The following is a 17,460-nucleotide window of genomic DNA, read 5'->3' as shown; positions in this document are numbered from 1 at the left end:
AACATTATTGATCAGAAGCTTTCGCGGAAAAGCCGGTTTAGATCGGCAATAACATCTTCCGCCTTCTCATTGTCCAGCAAGCCCTTGTTGATACGCTCGGAAGCCGCTTCCTGAAACGGCATATAGCCATCGTGACGCGGACGCACCCATGCGCCTTCCAGCGTTGCACGCGTGTCGCGATAGAAGTCGGACGTCGCCGCATTCACAGTGTCATCTTCCCAGGCTGTCGCATGTCCCGGCTGACCGTTGGACGCCGCGTAAAGCCCTTTCTGAACGTCACCGCTTGCAATCCAATAGGCAAAATCGATAGCGGCTTCAGGATGTTTGCTGAAGGCTGAAACCGCAATACCCGTGCCACCCAGAGCCGATCCTGCAACACCCGCCGCGCCCGCTGGAATATCGGCAAAGCGGATCAGGCGGTCGCGGAAGCCCGGCATGGCATAATTCACATAGCCATAGATCAACGGCGAGCACGCGATTTCGGATTCTGGATTTGCCATTTCCTCGAACACGGCAATCGGGTCCATGCCGAAACATTCAGGCTTAACCAGCGAAGCAATCTCGCGCAGTTGCTCGAAAGCTTGTGAGCCGTCCTCGACAGAGATCAGCTCGCCTTCGACCGCGCAAGGCGTTCCGGCATTGGCAACGAGTGTATAAAAGCACATCAGCGAATGCGGCGAGCGCAGTGGCAGCAGAACTTTCCCGGCGCGGGCAAGACGCAGCACCTCGCCCCATGAGGTGGCTGGCTTGTCCATGAGATCGGGACGCCACGCCTGAACCTGCGTGGCCGCATCCAGCGGAAATGCCCATTGCCGCCCCTGCCAGTTATAGCTTGGGAAGGATTGACCGACCGAACCGTCGGCCAGCGCTTTCAGTTCGGCTTCGCGGCCCGGCACATCAAGCGGCAGCAGACAGCCTTCCTTGGTGATCTGGCCCACATGCGGATGGTCGATCACGATCATATCGAAATTGCGTGCCAACTCCTCGACCGGGAAGGTCTCGAAATCCTGTAGCGACCGCTTTTCCCACGCGATTTCAACGCCTTTGTCCGCGAGCCATTGTTCGGCGCCTGCAACCATCGGATCGTAACCGCGCGGGTGGCTCCAGGTCATGCCTTTAAGCTTGATCTTGCTCATAGACCGAACTCCTCGCGTATTTGCTCGCTATTTTCGCCAATGCGCGGTGCGGCGCGCGCCACCTTCGGGCGCTGTCCGTTGATGCGCAGCGGCGAACGTGTCGTGGTGATGGAAACATCATCCTCACGCGTCACCGTCTGGAGCATGTCGAGGGTCAAAAAACCTTCGCTTGCGAGCAATTCTTCCCAGTTGAGAACGCGGGCGCACCAGATATCGGCAGGTTCCAGAATGGCGAGCCATTCATCGACGGTCTTCTCGGCAATGCGGGCAGCAATCAGCCGCTTGATCTCATCGCGTTTGGCAAAAGCGCTTTTGGGATCATCGGCAAACGGGATGAGCGTATCCGCTTCCAACAGTGGCGCCAGTTTCGCAATCGGCATCATGGCGATTGCGAGATAACCGTCCGCTGCCGGATAGACACCGTAAGGTGCTGCGAGATAGGCGTGGGCACTGCGGAAATCGGAACGCTTTGGCAGACGACGGCCATCGTTAAGGTGGGTGGTCAGCACTTCAAACTGAAAATCAACCAGCGCTTCGAGAAGGCTGGTTTCGACATGCGAGCCTTTATTGGTGATGCCGCGGCGAACCAGCGCTGCGAGAATTCCCTGTGCGGCCGCAGCCCCTGCCAGCATATCGGCAACAGCAAGACCGAAGGGCACAGGCCCCTGCCCTTCATCGCCATTCAGCCACATGAGGCCCGAGCGCGCCTGCGCCAGCAGATCCTGTCCGGGACGTCCGACCCATGGCCCTTCTTCGCCATAGCCGCTGATCGATGCATAGACGAGACGCGGATTGATTTCTTTGGCTGCCTCGTAATCGAGACCAAGACGCTTGATGACACCGGGACGGAAGTTCTGGATGAGCACATCGGCCTGAGTGAGAAGCTTTTTCAATGCTGCCAGATCGTCAGGATTTTTGAGGTCGATCGCAAGGCTGTCCTTGCCGCGATTGATGGCATGAAAAATCGTGGAATCACCGCCGATCTCCGTGTCGCTCAGATAAAGCCTGCGCGAGAGATCGCCACCATCGGGCCGTTCAATCTTGATAACGCGCGCGCCCAGATCCATCAGGCGCAACGAGCAATAAGGCCCCGACAGAAACTGGCTCATATCGACAACAACAAGCCCGCTCAGCGGCAGTTCGCTTTCCGACATCGGGAAATTCCCTCCTCATGAATTTCTTATGTGAATATAGTCTTCACATATGGATTTATGGAAGGCAAGACTGAAATTGGGGGCAGAACACAAAAACGCCGCCCGGTTGGGCGGCGTTTTTGTGTTCTGATTTGATAAATGGGATTGCGTGTTAAACTTCGTTGCTGGCCAGTTCCAGCAAGGTCCAGACGTGATCTGCAAATGAGTTCCACACTTCGATCCGGTAGTGATCGGCATCCCACTTCAACAGAATGATCTGGGCATGATCGAAGATCGTGCGGGCAGCACCCGGAGCCTTCATCTGCGAAAGATCAAGCGGGGAAGCAGCATTCAACAGCCATTCGGCCTTGGGGCCTGTAATGTCGATGCCGGTTTCCCGATGGCTAACCTCAGTGAGGCTATGAGGCTCCGTTTCATAAAGCTTGGCAAAGGCCTGCACGATATCTGCGCCCTTGGCTTCCTCGGCCCAGATATACCATTCATCCGGTCCGATACAGGCGACAGCAATATCGCCGGTGCGCGTAAGACCGCCGATCCTGGCCGGGATTTTTGCGCCCAGTGCCTTTTCAGCCAAGGCGAGTTTTGCCGGAACAATGCGCAGGATGAAGCGGGCGGCGTCATCGGCGGCATGGATTTCCAGGCGACCGGAAATGACGACCTTGCGGTTCGAATAAGGTTTTGTCTCAACAAGCATGGTTCAATCCTTATCCGTTCAGTTTCTTGCCTTCGGGGTCATAGAAGACCATGCCCGAAACAACCGCTTCATGCACGCTACCGTCAGGCATCGGCATATAAAGCGTTTCACCCATCCGGTCCTTGCCGCCTGATACCACGGCCATGGCTATGGAACGACCAAGCGTCTCGCTCCAATAGGACGACGTGACATGGCCAAGCATGGTCATTGGCAGCGCCTGTTTTGGATCAACGACAATCTGCGCACCTTCTTCCAGCACCAGCTTCGGATCGTTGGTGAGCAGGCCCACGAGATGCTTGCGATCTGATTTCAGCATATCCGGACGCGCCAGCGAACGCTTGCCGACGAAATCCGGCTTCTGCTTGCCAATCGCCCAGCCAAGGCTGGCATCATCCGGCGTTACCGTGCCGTCAGTGTCCTGACCGACGATGATATAGCCCTTTTCAGCGCGCAGAACGTGCATGGTTTCGGTGCCGTAAGGCGTGATGTCATATTGCTGGCCAGCCTCATAAAGCGCCTTCCAGAGTGACAGGCCATACCGCGCAGGCACGTTGATTTCGAAGCCCAGCTCGCCGGTGAAGCTCATGCGGAACAGACGCGCCGGCACACCAAGGAATGTGCATTCCGCCACCGACATATGCGGGAAGGCTTCGTCCGAAATATCCAGACCTTCGACCATCGGTTCGATGAGCTTGCGCGCATTCGGGCCATTGATTGCGACCACTGCCCACTGTTCGGTGGTCGAGGTCAATGAGACTTTCAGCTCCGGCCATTCGGTCTGGAGATAATCTTCCATCATGTTGAGAACACGCGCGGCACCGCCGGTTGTGGTCGTCACATGGAAGCGATCCTGCGTCAGACGACCGACAACACCGTCATCGCGGATGAAGCCATCTTCGCCAAGCAGCAGCCCATAACGGCAGCGCCCGACGCCAAGTTTCGTCCATGGGTTGGTGTACATGCGGTTCATGAATTCGGCCGCATCCGGGCCGACTACTTCGATCTTGCCAAGGGTGGAGGCATCAAACATGCCGAGCGACTGGCGGGTCGCCTTGCATTCACGCGCCACGGCCTGATGCATGTCTTCGCCCGCTTTCGGGAAGTACCATGCGCGGCGCCACAGCGAGACCGGCTCGAAAGCTGCACCGTGCTGTTCGGCCCAGCTATCAATTGGCGTCTTGCGCGTGACATCGAACAGCTTGCCGCGATTATAACCGCAGAAAGCACCAAAGGTCGTCGGCGTGTAAGGCGGGCGGAAGGTGGTGAGACCAACCTGCGGCGTTGGACGCTTCAATGCGTCAGCGGCAACGGCCAGACCATTGATGTTGGAGGTCTTGCCCTGATCGGTCGCCATGCCATTGGTGGTATAGCGCTTGATGTGCTCGATGGAATGAAACCCCTCGCGCACGGCCAGACGAATATCCTTGGCGGTCACATCGTTCTGGAAATCGATGAAAGCCTTGGCCTTGCCCGGATCGCGATCCGTTGGCAGTTCGCGAACACTCACACCATCACAGATGAAGTCACCGGCAACTGCATATTCATATGCCTTGGCCTTATGCCCGGCATCCGAGGCCGCAGCAGCACCGGCCTCCGCACCCTCGCGCAAGGCGGCTTGCAGATCGAAATTGCCATTGCCTGCACCGGCGCAGCGGCTTTCCTCGGTGCGTTCGCCCGGCAGATAGATCTGACGCGCCTCATCCCAGACGAGCGAGCCTTTCGTGTGCGAGAAAAGATGCACGCTCGGATTCCACCCGCCCGACATCAGCAGCACATCGCAGGCAATCGTGCGCGCAGCACCGACCGAGCCATTGGAAACCGGATTAGCGCGGACCGACGACACGCGATGGCGTCCTCCGGTGTCCGTCACAGTCCAGCCGGTCAGTGTTTCAATGCCGAGCATTTTGGCACGGTTGATAAGGCTGTCGGCAACGCTTGAACGCACATCGATGATGGCAGGAACCTTGACGCCTGCGACCGCGAGATCGAAAGCCGCAAGCCATGCGCTGTCATGCGAGGTGACGACGACGGCCTGATTGCCGACCTTGACGCCATAGCGATTGAGATAGGTGCGTGCGCTCGATGCCAGCATCACGCCGGGACGGTCATTGCCAGCAAAGACCAGCGGCTTTTCAATCGCGCCCTGCGCCAGCACCACCTGTTTTGCGCGCACGCGCCACATGCGTTCACGCGGTGCATTGGCGGCAGGCTTTGCCTGATGATCGGTCAGGCGTTCGCAAAGGCCGACCATGTTTTGATGGTAATAGCCAATGGCCGTCGTGCGCGGCAAAAGCGTAACATTCGGATTGGCCTTGAGCGCTTCTATGGTTTCATTGAGCCAATCCCAGCTTGCGCGGCCATTGATGACCGGCTCCGGTTCCGACAGAAGCGAGCCGCCGAATTCCGCCTGCTCGTCAACGAGGATAACCTTCGCACCGCTTTTTGCGGCTTCGAGCGCAGCAGCCAGACCGGCAGGTCCGCCACCGGCAACCAGTACATCGCAGAAGGCATAGCGGCTGGCATAGGTGTCCGGGTCCGGTTCGGATGGCGATTTGCCAAGACCGGCAGCACCCCGAATGAAAGGCTCATAGACCTTGTTCCAGAAGCTTTTCGGCCACATGAAGGTCTTGTAGTAAAAGCCTGCCGAGAAGAACATGTAGAACGCATCATTGATCGCGCCGACATCGTGCTTCAGCGACGGCCAATGGTTCTGGGTTTCGGCCTTGAGACCATCATAGAGTTCCAGCACCGTTGCGCGGGTGTTCGGCTCAAACCGACCTGGTCCACGCGAGACGCCCATCAGCGCATTCGGCTCTTCGGAACCAGCAGAAAGAATGCCGCGCGGGCGGTGGTATTTGAATGAACGACCGGCCAGATGCTCGCCATTGGCAAGCATGGCGGATGCCAGCGTGTCGCCTTCAAAGCCGGAATAGGTCTTGCCGTTGAAGCTGAACCGAACGGACTTGGCCTTGTTGACACGGCCTTTGTTATGAATGCGCATATCGGTCATTATTTCGTCTCCGCAGCCGGAGTTTCTGCCAAAGCAGGACGGGATTCGCCTGCCTTGTAGGTCACTGCAAACTTGTCGCTCACCGTATCGCGCACCGCATTGAAGAAGCGACCGCAGCCATTGATATGCCGCCAGCGCTCATAATGGGTGCCGCGCGGATTGGAGCGCGTGAACAGGAAGTCGCGCCATTCATCGTCGGTCAGTGTCGATGGGTCGGCTGGGCGCGCAATATGCGCTTCGCCTGCATAGGCGAATTCAAGCTCGGGACGTTCCATCTCGCAATAAGGGCAACGGATAAGAAGCATGTTTTATCTCCCTTAGTGCGCGACAGCGGCAGCAGCCGCTTCGTCGATCAGGCGACCGGTGGTGAAGCGTTCAAGCGTGAATGGTGCGTTGATCCAGTGTGGCTCGTCGCGGGCAATTGTATGCGCAAAGACATGCGCCGAACCCGGTGTCGCCTTGAAGCCGCCCGTACCCCAGCCGCAATTGACAAACAGGCCCGGCACCGGCGTCTTGCCGATGATCGGCGAACGATCCGGCGTGACGTCAACAATACCGCCCCATTTGCGCAGCATCCGCATACGGGTGAAGATCGGGAAGACTTCGCAGATGGCCGCAAGCGTATGCTCGATCAGCGGCAGACCGCCGCGCTGGCTGTAAGACACATATTGGTCAGTACCGGAGCCGATCACCAGCTCGCCCTTGTCGGACTGGCTGATATAGGCATGAACCGTGTTGGACATGACCACGCAAGGGAAGATCGGCTTGACCGGCTCGGACACGAGCGCCTGTAGCGGGAAGCTTTCAAGCGGCATGCGAACGCCTGCCGTGTCCATGACAATGGAAGTGCTGCCAGCAGCGGAAACCGCCACTTTCTTCGCCTTGATGAAACCGCGTGGCGTATCAACACCGGTCACGCGACCCGATGCATCGCGGCGAATGGCCGTAACCGGGCAATTCTGGATGATATCAACGCCGCGCTCCGTCGCACCACGCGCATAGCCCCAGGCCACCGCATCGTGGCGGGCCACGCCGCCGCGCCGCTGCAAGGTGGCGCCGACAACCGGATAACGCGCATTGGCTGAAATATCGAGCGGCGGGCAATATTCCTTCGCCTGCTCCCTGGTCAGCCATTCATTGTCGATGCCGTTGAGGCGATTGGCATGGATGTGACGCTTGAAGCTCTGCACATCATGCACCGTATGCGCCAGCATCATCACGCCGCGCTGCGAGAACATGACATTGTAGTTGAGGTCCTGGCTGAGACCTTCCCACAGCTTCATCGCATGTTCGTAAAGATGCGCGCTCTCATCATAGAGGTAGTTGGAGCGGATAATCGTGGTGTTGCGCCCGGTATTGCCGCCGCCAAGCCAGCCTTTTTCGATGACCGCGACATTGGTGATGCCATGTTCCTTGGCCAGATAATAGGCGGCACCCAGACCGTGCCCGCCAGCGCCGACGATGATGACGTCATATTCGGCCTTGGGTTCGGCATTCGGCCATTGCGGCTTCCAGTTCTTGTTACCGGAAAGCGCATTTTTAATAATAGAAGCTGCAGAAAAACGGGACATAGACAACCACCAGTTTCGCGACCGCAAGCGCCGTGTCGGCACAAGCGAAGCCTTTGATGATATTTCTATTGTTTCCGTTTCAAACCCGACAGCAGGCTTGCGTCAAAAGACGCCACAAATACGACATGCCCACCATTTCGCGACATCTCGTCCACCCCATACAGTTGGGTCCGCGTCTGTAACCTGACGGCAAAGCAGTTTCAAAAATCGCCCCTGTAAAATAGGACAACATTATTGTCCTTTTCTCTTTCCTTTTATTGCGCAAAGGTCTACGCATTCTTTCGCAAAATCGCGTCCAAAATAAAAGAAACGCAAGAAAGGTGATTCCGTGACTAAGGAGAATCTACTCGAGAGCGCACTCGTTCGTCTGGACGAAGCGGCAAGCCACATCAACATCGATGCGGATGTCATCGAGAAGCTGAAATATGCGCGTGAGACCATGAAAGTGCGTCTGATGATTCGTATGGATGACGGCTCGCGCAAATCCTTTCTTGCATGGCGCTGCCGCTATGACGATACACGCGGCCCGACGAAGGGCGGCATCCGCTATCACCCGGAAGCGACCGCTGAAGAAGTCGAGACGCTGGCCTTCTGGATGACTTTCAAATGCGCGGTCATGAACCTGCCTTATGGCGGCGGCAAGGGTGCTATTCAGGTCGATCCACGTCAGCTTTCCAAGGCTGAACTGGAACGTCTTTCGCGCGCCTACATCCAGGCTTTCTCCGGCATTATCGGGCCGGATCGCGACATTCCGGCGCCCGACGTCTACACCAATTCCATGATCATGGGCTGGATGGCAGACGAATATTCCCAGATCGTCGGACAGTCCTCGCCTGCCGTCATCACCGGCAAGCCGCTGGCGCTTGGCGGTTCGCTCGGACGCAATGATGCAACCGCACGCGGCGGCTTCTATCTCGTGCGCCATCTGTCGCACGATCTGGGCCTTGCTGCGCAGCTTCGCGTCACCGTTCAGGGTTTCGGCAATGCCGGTCAGTTCATCGCCAGGCTGATGGCAAGCGATGGTCACAAGATCGTCGCCGTATCGGATTCGTCCGGTGCTGTTTATTGCGCCAACGGCCTTGATCTCGATGCGCTTCTGGAAGCAAAGGCACAGAACAAGTCTGTTGTTTCTACCGCTGGCAAAAACGGCCATGAAGCAATCACGCCTGACGAACTGGTTGCTGCCGAATGCGATGTTCTGGTGCCAAGCGCCATGGAAAACATGATCCATGCCGACAATGCGGCATCCATCAAGGCCAAGCTGATTGTCGAACTTGCAAATGGTCCTGTCACGCCGGAAGCAGACGAAATCCTTGCAAATAACGGCGTCATCGTTCTGCCGGATATTCTGGCCAATGCAGGCGGCGTTACGGTTTCCTATTTCGAGTGGGTGCAGAACCGTCAGGGCTATTACTGGACGCTTGAAGAAATCCATGAGCGCCTGAAAACCATCATGGAACGTGAAGGCCGCGCCATCTGGAATCATGCCAAGCAGCACAAGGTGACAGTTCGCTCGGCAGCTTATGTCCATGCGCTGCAGCGTCTTGCACAGGCCATCGAGGCACACGGCACGCAAAGCGATTTTACTGCCTGATCCTGCCTTTTGAGATCACCCCTCCTGCCAGCCTGCTGTCAGGAGGGGTATCGAACGGCGGTTTCCTTTTCCCGCCTGCGCTATAGTTTACCTTCACAAGGGAAAACCAGCGCGATGGGATGAAGAGCATGTCGTACGGAAATCTATTCAAGGGAAGTGCTGTCGCACTTGCCCTCTTTGCGGGCGCAATTCAATTTTCCAGCCTCGCGCAGGCACAGGTGGTCGTGTCGTCCAAGATCGACACCGAAGGCGGTGTTCTCGGCAACATCATTCTGGCCATTCTCAATGCCAATGGTATCAAGACCACGGATCGCATCCAGCTCGGCGCGACGCCGGTCGTTCGCAAGGCGATCACCGTCGGCGAAATCGACATCTATCCCGAATATACGGGCAATGCCGCCTTCTTCTTCAACAAGGCGGACGATCCGCTCTGGAAAGACCCAGCCAAAGCCTATGAGACTGCAAAGCAGCTCGATTACGATGCCAACAAGATCGTCTGGCTGGCGCCATCACCGGCAAACAACACCTGGGGCATTGCGGTGCGCAAGGATGTCGCCGACGAAAACAAGCTTACGAACCTGAGCGAGTTCGGAAAGTACATTTCAGGTGGCGGGAAGGTCATTCTGGCCGCATCGTCGGAATTCGTGAACTCGGCAGCAGCCCTGCCAGCGTTCCAGACCGCCTATAGCTTCACCCTGAAACCCGACCAGCTCATCACACTTTCAGGCGGGGATACGGCCGCAACCATTGCTGCCGCTGCCAACCAGACCAACGGCGCCAACGCGGCCATGGTCTACGGCACCGATGGCGGCATCGCACCCTCCGGGCTTGTGGTTCTTGAAGACGACAAGCATGTGCAGCCGGTTTACCAGCCCGCCCCGATCATCCGTGAGGAAGTCTTGAAGAAGAATCCGAAAATCGAGGAGTTGCTGAAGCCCGTTTTCGAGAAACTTGACCTGACCACCCTTCAGGAACTCAACGGTCGCGTGCAACTGGGTGGCGAACCGGCAAAGGCGGTTGCCGAGGATTTTCTTAAAGCCAACGGTTTTCTCAAGTAGAGAGCGCGATAACGGATAATTGCCGGGCATGAGTGCAACAAACCAGACGATCCAGGCAAATGGCACGAAGGGCCTGTTTGCATATATCGACAAGCTCGGACTGGTCATTGCAGCAATCGGCTTATCGGGATTGCTTCTGCCATTCGCAAATTTTCGGGCAAACCGCATCGTTCAAGGCGAGCCGCGTTATCTTTTGGATGCCCTGCCGACCTCGTTGGCGCTGCTGTTCGCCGCTGTCGTAGCGGCAGGACTGCTGATCGGCTTTGTCCGTAACAACAATTCGTTGCGGCTGTTCGCTGCTCTGTTCTGCCTCGCATCGGTCATGGTGGCAATCGGCTTCGCCGCGTCATATCTGTCGCCCGAAGGAAACAGATATGCGCGGGTTTCTCCAGCTTCCGGCTTTTGGCTGCTGTTTTTTGCGAGCGCACTTTATGTCGCGGATGGGCTGGTCCGGTTGCGTGCCGGTCCGTTTTTACGGGTCGGACTGCTGGTCATTGCGGGATTGCTTCTGGCCGCGCTGCTTTCCTCGGGACTCTGGGACAGCATCTCATTCATGAAGGAATATCAAAGCCGCGCGGACAGCTTCTGGAATGAAGCCGAACGGCATATAGCCCTGGCTTTGGGATCGCTTGCAGCGGCAACCGCAGTGGGTATTCCGCTGGGGCTTGTCTGCCATCGCTTGGCCGGGCTGCGCGCTTTCGTTCTGAACAGCCTCAATATCGTGCAGACCATTCCGTCCATGGCGCTGTTCGGTATTTTGATCGCGCCACTCAGTTGGGTCGCCACGCAGTTTCCATGGGCGGGCGCTATCGGTATCCGTGGAATCGGAGCTGCACCGGCATTCGTCGCACTTTTCCTCTATTCGCTGCTGCCTATCGTGGCAAATACCGTCGCAGGACTGGCACAGGTGCCGGAACCGGTAACGGACGCAGCCCGCGGCATGGGCATGACGCGCCTGCAACGCCTCTTCAAGACCGAGTTTCCGCTCGCTTTTCCCGTTATTCTCACCGGCATACGTATCGTCATGGTGCAGAATATCGGCCTCACGACCATCGCGGCATTGATTGGCGGCGGCGGCTTCGGAACATTCGTTTTTCAGGGCATTGGGCAAACGGCGATGGATCTTGTTCTGCTGGGCGCCTTGCCTACCGTTCTCCTCGCCTTTGCAGCCGCCGTCATTCTCGATGCCGCGATAGAAATCACCGAAAGAGGCAGCTCCCAATGATCGAGTTCGACCATATCACGAAGCGCTATAACGGGCGCGCAGCGGTGGACGCGGTGAGCTTTACCATCGAACCCCACAGCATTGCTGCCATTGTCGGGACGTCCGGTTCCGGCAAGACGACCCTCCTGCGGATGGTCAATCGTCTGGTCGAGCCGACCGACGGGGAAATCCGCATCGATGGCCGCAGTGTCATGGACGAACCCGGTCATGTTCTGCGCCGGCAGATCGGCTACGTCATCCAGCAGAACGGACTTTTTCCGCATCGCACCGTCGCGGAGAATATTGCGACGGTTCCCCTTCTGCTCGGATGGCAGAAACAGCGCATCGATACCCGCGTGGATGAACTGCTTGAGCTCTTCCAGCTTGAACCGGCAGACTATCGCGACCGCTACCCGCATGAACTTTCCGGCGGGCAACAGCAACGTGTCGGTGTGGCACGCGCGCTCGCTGCCGGGCCGAACATCCTTCTCATGGACGAGCCGTTCGGGGCACTCGATCCGGTAATCCGGGCCAAGGCGCAGGAAGATCTGAAGGCGATCCAGAAGCGGCTCGGCACGACCATAATCCTTGTCACGCACGACATGGAGGAAGCCATATCGCTGGGTGATCGTATCGCCGTCATGGATGACGGAAAATTGCTGCAATATGGTCCGCCGGCAGAAATTCTTGCCCGCCCGGCAACCGATTTCGTTGAGCGCCTTGTCGGTACGGGCGAACGGCCCTTCCGTCTCCTCTCTCTGATGGACCTGAAAACCGTGCTCCAGCCCGGTGATGCGAGCGGTGCAACAATGCCGGTAACGGCGTCGCAACGCGATGCCCTTGCCGAGCTTCTGTGGTCAGGGCGCAAAGCCCTTCCCGTTCTTGACCATGATGGAAGGCCACTTGGACAAGTCACGCTCGACAGGCTGCTGCATCAGGCAGAGCGTCCGGCATGAAATTGTTCCTGTCCCTTGTTCCGCGTGCGCTGCTTCTAGGCATTCTGCTGCTGTTTCTGTGGCGGCCCCATCTTTTCGAGCCATTGTTTCGACCGCTCGTCGATGAGGGCGTCCCCGTCATTTATGATCGTGCAAATTTCGTAACGCTGACTTTACAGCATCTCGGTCTGGTCGCTCTGGCTGCACTGGCTTCCACGATTGTGGCTGTCTCGATGGCAATCTTTGTCACCAGAAAGCAGGGTGCGGAGTTTCTGCCGCTCTCACGCAGTCTTGTGAATATCGGCCAGACCTTTCCTCCCGTTGCAGTGCTGGCACTTGCAGTGCCGGTCTTCGGTTTCGGAGACAAACCGACCCTGATTGCGCTCTTCCTCTACGGTCTGCTTCCGATTTTTGAAAATACGCTGACAGGACTAACGACTTTGCCGCCTCCGGTTGTCGAAGCTGCGCGCGGCATGGGGATGACCAGCGCACAGCGGCTTGTGAAAGTCGAGGTTCCACTTGCCATGCCGGTTATTCTGGCGGGTATCAGACTTTCCGCCGTGATCGGCCTTGCAACGGCCACCATCGGCTCGACTGTCGCTGCCAGAACGCTTGGAGAAGTCATCATCGCCGGGCTCATTTCCAACAATCTTGCCTTCGTTTTGCAGGGAGGGCTCGTCGTGGCCGCACTTGCCATACTCATCTTCGATGGGTTTCAGGCAATTGAGCGTTATCTCCTGAAACGTTCCGGGCGGGGCCTTTGAAAGACGCCACGGCATTCCTATATCCTTGCAAATAACCAGCCAGTGAGGAACGGGATGAATATCGGGCAGGCGGCTGCAGCATCTGGCATATCGGCGAAGATGATCCGCCATTATGAAACAATCGGACTGATTGAAGCTGCCGAGAGAACCGGTTCGGGCTATCGCGTCTATACGCAGAAAGATGTCGAAACCCTGCGCTTCATCCGCCGCAGCCGCGATCTCGGTTTTCAGGTTGAACAGATCAAGGAACTCCTGACGCTCTGGCGCGACCGCAACCGCGCATCGGCTGATGTCAAGAAGGTGGCGCTTGGGCATGTCGAGGAGCTGGAAGCCAAGATGCGCCAGCTTCAGGAAATGGCTGATACGCTGCGCTACCTCGCGAAAAACTGTCACGGCGACAACCGCCCCGATTGCCCGATCATTCACCAGCTTGCAGAAAACAGCGTGGAAAGCCGCAAACGTCCGGCTCCGCGAAAAGGTGAATTGCTGCACGGCAAAATCTGAGATTTTCAAATGAAAACGCCGGGATTACTCCCGGCGTTTTTCTTTCATATCACCGGCTCAGCCTTTCGGCAGAGTATAGGCGATCACGTAATCGCCGGGCTTGGTGCCGACAGAACCATGCCCACCGGCAACCATCAAAACGAACTGCTGATCGCCGACCGTATAGCTCATCGGCGTCGACTGACCTCCAGCAGGAAGCCGTGCTTCCCAGAGCTGCTTGCCCGAAGTCAGGTCATAGGCGCGCAGATAGTCATCCACGGCTGCACCAAGGAAGGCAACGCCGCCTGCGGTAATCATCGGTCCGCCAATGCCCGGAACGCCGACCTTCAGCGGAAGTGGAACCGGTGACATATCGCGGATCGTTCCATTCCGATGCTTGTAGGCGATTTTGCCGGTTCGCAGGTCAACACCGGCGACATAGCCCCATGGCGGCGTCTGGCAGGGAATGCCGAGCGGCCCCAGGAATGGTCCCATGAAGACGCCATAAGGGGCGCCGTCGTTGCGGTTCAGGCCCTGCTCGCTTCCCTTTTCATCCTGTCCTTTCGGCGGGATGTCCGCACGCGGGACAAGACGTGAGGTGAAGGCGAGATAGGTCGGCATACCAAACATGACTTGCCGCACCGGATCGACGGCCACGCTGCCCCAGTTGAACACACCGAAATTGCCCGGATAGACAATCGTTCCGCGCAGCGAAGGCGGGGTATATCGGCCTTCATAGAACAGCTCGTGGAACTTGATACGACAAGCGAGCTGATCGAACATCGTCACGCCCCACATGTCGCTTTCGCGCAAGGGCGGCGGACTGAAAGTGAGGTCGGAAATCGGCTGCGTTGGGGCTGTATGGTCCTCGGGTATCGCGCCTGTCGGAGCTGGAATTTCCTTGACCGGAATGATCGGCTCGCCGGTACGTCGATCCAGAACATAGAGATCGCCCTGCTTCGTCGGTCCGACCAGTGCCGGAACCCCGTTGATTTCCAGCAGGACCGGCTGGGCTGGAACGTCCATATCCCATAGATCATGGTGAACCGTCTGACGCACCCAGCGAAGTTGTCCGGTGTTCACATCGAGAGCGACGATGGACGAGGAAAACTTCTCCACATTCTCGCTGCGGTCCATACCAAGCTGGTCGGGCACCTTGTTGCCGAGCGGAACAAAGATTAGCCCAAGCTTCTCATCGACGCTTGAAACGGACCAGCTATTGGGTGAGTTGGTCGTGTAGTGCTCACCCTCCGGCAGCGGCGTGGTTACATCCGGATTGCCCGAATCCCAGTTCCACAGCAGTTGGCCGGTACGGATATCGAATGCGCGGATGACGCCGGACTGTTCTTCCGTCGAGTAATTGTCATTGACGGCGCCGCCAACGATGATCTTGTCTCCGACGACGACAGGCGGTGAAGTGGAGTAATAATACCCTGCCGGATTGTATTTCATGCCATGGCTGAGATCGAGCGTACCGCCATTGGCGAAATCCGTGCAGATTTCTCCGGTGGCCGTATCCAGTGCAATCAATCGTGCGTCAGATGTCGGCAGATAGACACGCTCGGCGCATTTTGCTCCAGCCGTTGCGGTCGCATCCTTCCAGTAGCTCACACCACGGCAGGTCTGGTGCTGGCGATCCGTATTGAAGCCAACCTTGGGATCGAATTTCCACTTTTCCTTGCCGGTTGCCGCATCCAGCGCAATAGCCCAGTTATGCGGCGTGCAGAGATAAAGGGAATCGCCAATCTTGAGCGGCGTAACCTGATAGGTCGTTTCGCCAACATCCTGCGGCTGCTTCACATCGCCGGTCTGATACTGCCAGGCAACCTGAAGCTTGGAAACATTATCCGGCGTTATCTGCGCCAGCGGCGAATAGCGCTGACCGTAAGGCGTTCGACCATATTGATGCCATTCGCCATCGGGCACGTTACCGCCAAGATCGGGCGTTGCAGCCACCTTCTCCGTCGGCAGGTCTCCGGCAATGTTGTAGCTATCCTGGGTTATCGCATAGCCTGCGACCACGACTGCGATCACCGAGGCTGCAGCCAGCGGCAGACCACTATCGCCTGCCCCGTTGTTCAGTGGTTTCCTGATCCAGGGTGTCAGCATCCAGAAGCCGAGCAGCACGATGATGCCGCCGCGTGCGCCAAGCTGCCACCAATCGAAGCCGACTTCGTAAACGGCCCAGCCCAGCGATCCGAGGATAACAAGCGCATAGACCCATAATGCCGAGGCGCTGCGCCGGGACAGCAAAACGGCGGTCAGCAGAAAGCCGATCGCCGCGAGTATGTAATACCAGCTCCCGCCAAGTGCGGCGAGCCAGATGCCTCCCGCGCCGAGCGCAAGCCCAATCAGAAAAAGAACGATGGAAGTTAACCAGATAAGCAAGACATTACCCCTTCCAGCATAAACGGCATCCCATCATATGTGCAGAGAAGCCGGGCGGATTAACCGCTCACCAATTTCGAGGCAATCCAGATATGGCCAGATATGGCCAGATATGGCCAGATATAGGTTGCAAGTCTTGCGGCAATCCGTGTGCCGCACAACTCCATGCTGCCTACATATCCACATAGGCGAGCATGGAAAAAATCTAGGGAGCGGCAGAGTAATTCTTTCGCGGGAAAGATCGAAAGGGACTGACCTCCATTCGAGCGCCATCCTTGATTAAGGCAGAGTGCAGGAAAGGGGCTTTGGGCCGTCAAAAGACGTAAAACGGTGCCGGAATATGCATATTTTCGCTCGTCAATTGCGGCGAGCGCATGGCAAAACTGTGTGTATTCCGGCTTTCAGGAGGCTTTTTAGCGGCATCACGCAGAACCGCGCATGATGAGGTGGCTATCGAGACGGCGTATTTCCTTCTCGACTGCCGCCCCGCTTTCCTGCGCATTGATCCGCGAAAAAAGCATATCGAGACCCAAATGCGCAATTTGCCGATAGTCCTGCGCAACCGTCGTCAGCGGCGGACAGGTGAAGCGGCTAAGAGGATGGTCGTCATGACCGGCGACGCGAAGATCGCAGCCCTCTTCACGCCCGACATGGCGCCGACGCTCGAATGCCGCGGAAATTACGCCGAAAGCCAGACGATCATTGGCACACAGGACCGTGCGCGTCGGAAAGCCGCCGCGATCAAAAATCCGGCCCGCCTCCTGATAGCCCAGTTCCTCGAAATTCCAGTTCTTTGCTTCTATGGGAAGGATGATCGGTTCAACGCCAAGCCTTTCCATCGTTTCGATATAGGCCGAACGCCGCTCCAGCGCATTCTGGTTTACCGCCGGCATTTCGAGGAAGCAGGGGTGTTCCCCCGTTCGATAAAGATATTCGGTGATATTCCCTATGCTCTGGCGATTATCCGTGCCGACGAACGGCTGGTCATCGCTGATGCGGCTGTCCAGGAAGACCGCAGGTGTCGAGTTCGACAGACTGGAAAGAAGCTTCTCATCGGTATCGAAACCGAGCGGGGCCATCAGAACACCCGCAATCTTGAGAGACATCAACGTGCGCATCGCCCGCGCTTCGAGTTTTCTGTCACCATGAGATGACAGCACGATGGTCCAGTAGCCCTCCGCCAGACAGCGCATCTCGATCTGGCGAATGATCTCCGCGTAGAAGGGATCGGATATATGCGGAACGATAACGCCGATGTTCTTCGGCTTCTTGCGATTGAGACTGACTGCAAAAATGTTGGGCTGATAATTATAGTCTTTCAGCGCCTTTTCGATACGAGCCCGCGTGGAAGGCTTCACGCTTTCAGGATTGTCGAAATATTTCGAGACCGTAGGACGAGACAATCCGCTTGCCGCCGCGAACTCTTCCATCGTCCTGATCTTCTGTTCGGTCATGCCCTGCTTTTCCCA

At 57.3% G+C, this 17,460-nt stretch carries 14 protein-coding genes; 6 read left to right on the top strand and 8 right to left on the bottom strand.

Annotated features, from left to right (window positions below; all coding sequences use genetic code 11):
- Positions 1 to 11: 11 nt before the first annotated feature.
- The 6 genes from HWX93_RS13525 to HWX93_RS13500 form a co-directional block, all read right to left on the bottom strand.
- The gene (locus tag HWX93_RS13525; protein ID WP_151652206.1) at positions 12 to 1,136 is read right to left on the bottom strand and encodes an extracellular solute-binding protein; all 1,125 of its coding nucleotides are present in this window, start codon (positions 1,134 to 1,136) and stop codon (positions 12 to 14) included.
- On the bottom strand, positions 1,133 to 2,290 hold the full coding sequence (locus HWX93_RS13520) for a CaiB/BaiF CoA transferase family protein (protein ID WP_151555461.1): 1,158 nt from the start codon (positions 2,288 to 2,290) through the stop codon (positions 1,133 to 1,135). The genes HWX93_RS13525 and HWX93_RS13520 overlap by 4 nt, the downstream gene beginning before the upstream one ends.
- A 151-nt stretch (positions 2,291 to 2,441) precedes the next feature.
- Positions 2,442 to 2,984: a sarcosine oxidase subunit gamma gene (locus HWX93_RS13515; protein ID WP_151652207.1), complete on the bottom strand. Its 543-nt coding sequence runs from the start codon at positions 2,982 to 2,984 to the stop codon at positions 2,442 to 2,444.
- A 10-nt stretch (positions 2,985 to 2,994) separates the two neighbouring features.
- Positions 2,995 to 5,994: a sarcosine oxidase subunit alpha gene (locus HWX93_RS13510; protein WP_176037614.1), complete on the bottom strand. Its 3,000-nt coding sequence runs from the start codon at positions 5,992 to 5,994 to the stop codon at positions 2,995 to 2,997.
- Positions 5,994 to 6,299, bottom strand: coding sequence for a sarcosine oxidase subunit delta (locus HWX93_RS13505; protein WP_151555464.1), 306 nt, complete (start codon positions 6,297 to 6,299; stop codon positions 5,994 to 5,996). The genes HWX93_RS13510 and HWX93_RS13505 overlap by 1 nt, the downstream gene beginning before the upstream one ends.
- A gap of 12 nt (positions 6,300 to 6,311) precedes the next feature.
- Positions 6,312 to 7,565, bottom strand: a complete 1,254-nt coding sequence (locus tag HWX93_RS13500; RefSeq protein WP_061344902.1) for a sarcosine oxidase subunit beta family protein — start codon at positions 7,563 to 7,565, stop codon at positions 6,312 to 6,314.
- 328 nt (positions 7,566 to 7,893) lie between these two features.
- On the opposite strand from HWX93_RS13500, the gene HWX93_RS13495 reads away from it, so the two are divergent.
- The 6 genes from HWX93_RS13495 (at position 7,894) to cueR (ending at position 13,624) form a co-directional block, all read left to right on the top strand.
- Positions 7,894 to 9,159, top strand: a complete 1,266-nt coding sequence (locus HWX93_RS13495; RefSeq protein WP_151555465.1) for a Glu/Leu/Phe/Val family dehydrogenase — start codon at positions 7,894 to 7,896, stop codon at positions 9,157 to 9,159.
- Between the two features lie 128 nt (positions 9,160 to 9,287).
- Positions 9,288 to 10,217 carry an ABC transporter substrate-binding protein gene (locus HWX93_RS13490; RefSeq protein WP_151652209.1) on the top strand — a complete coding sequence of 310 codons (930 nt, stop codon included), beginning with the start codon at positions 9,288 to 9,290 and terminating at the stop codon, positions 10,215 to 10,217.
- A 19-nt stretch (positions 10,218 to 10,236) separates the two neighbouring features.
- Complete coding sequence (locus tag HWX93_RS13485) at positions 10,237 to 11,442, top strand: ABC transporter permease (protein WP_412842141.1); 1,206 nt, start codon at positions 10,237 to 10,239, stop codon at positions 11,440 to 11,442.
- Positions 11,439 to 12,377 carry an ABC transporter ATP-binding protein gene (locus tag HWX93_RS13480; RefSeq protein WP_151555468.1) on the top strand — a complete coding sequence of 313 codons (939 nt, stop codon included), beginning with the start codon at positions 11,439 to 11,441 and terminating at the stop codon, positions 12,375 to 12,377. The genes HWX93_RS13485 and HWX93_RS13480 overlap by 4 nt, the downstream gene beginning before the upstream one ends.
- Entirely contained in the window at positions 12,374 to 13,120 is a 747-nt protein-coding gene (locus HWX93_RS13475) for an ABC transporter permease (RefSeq protein ID WP_176037613.1), read from the top strand. The genes HWX93_RS13480 and HWX93_RS13475 overlap by 4 nt, the downstream gene beginning before the upstream one ends.
- 54 nt (positions 13,121 to 13,174) lie before the next feature.
- Positions 13,175 to 13,624: a Cu(I)-responsive transcriptional regulator gene (cueR, locus tag HWX93_RS13470; RefSeq protein ID WP_010658066.1), complete on the top strand. Its 450-nt coding sequence runs from the start codon at positions 13,175 to 13,177 to the stop codon at positions 13,622 to 13,624.
- A 57-nt stretch (positions 13,625 to 13,681) separates the two neighbouring features.
- Here the strand turns inward: cueR and HWX93_RS13465 are convergent, their stop codons facing one another.
- Together HWX93_RS13465 and HWX93_RS13460 are read right to left on the bottom strand one after the other, a co-directional pair.
- Positions 13,682 to 15,991 (bottom strand): glucose/quinate/shikimate family membrane-bound PQQ-dependent dehydrogenase, encoded by a 2,310-nt coding sequence (locus HWX93_RS13465; RefSeq protein WP_151652211.1) that lies wholly within the window; start codon positions 15,989 to 15,991, stop codon positions 13,682 to 13,684.
- Between the two features lie 422 nt (positions 15,992 to 16,413).
- A complete protein-coding gene (locus tag HWX93_RS13460) occupies positions 16,414 to 17,445 on the bottom strand; it encodes a LacI family DNA-binding transcriptional regulator (RefSeq protein WP_151652212.1) in 1,032 nt (343 codons plus the stop codon).
- Positions 17,446 to 17,460 lie beyond the last annotated feature (15 nt).

This window comes from Brucella tritici, from assembly GCF_902825325.1.
Taxonomy (GTDB): domain Bacteria; phylum Pseudomonadota; class Alphaproteobacteria; order Rhizobiales; family Rhizobiaceae; genus Brucella.
Note: the sequence above shows the minus strand (reverse complement) of the source record. Positions and strands in the feature narration are given on the sequence as shown.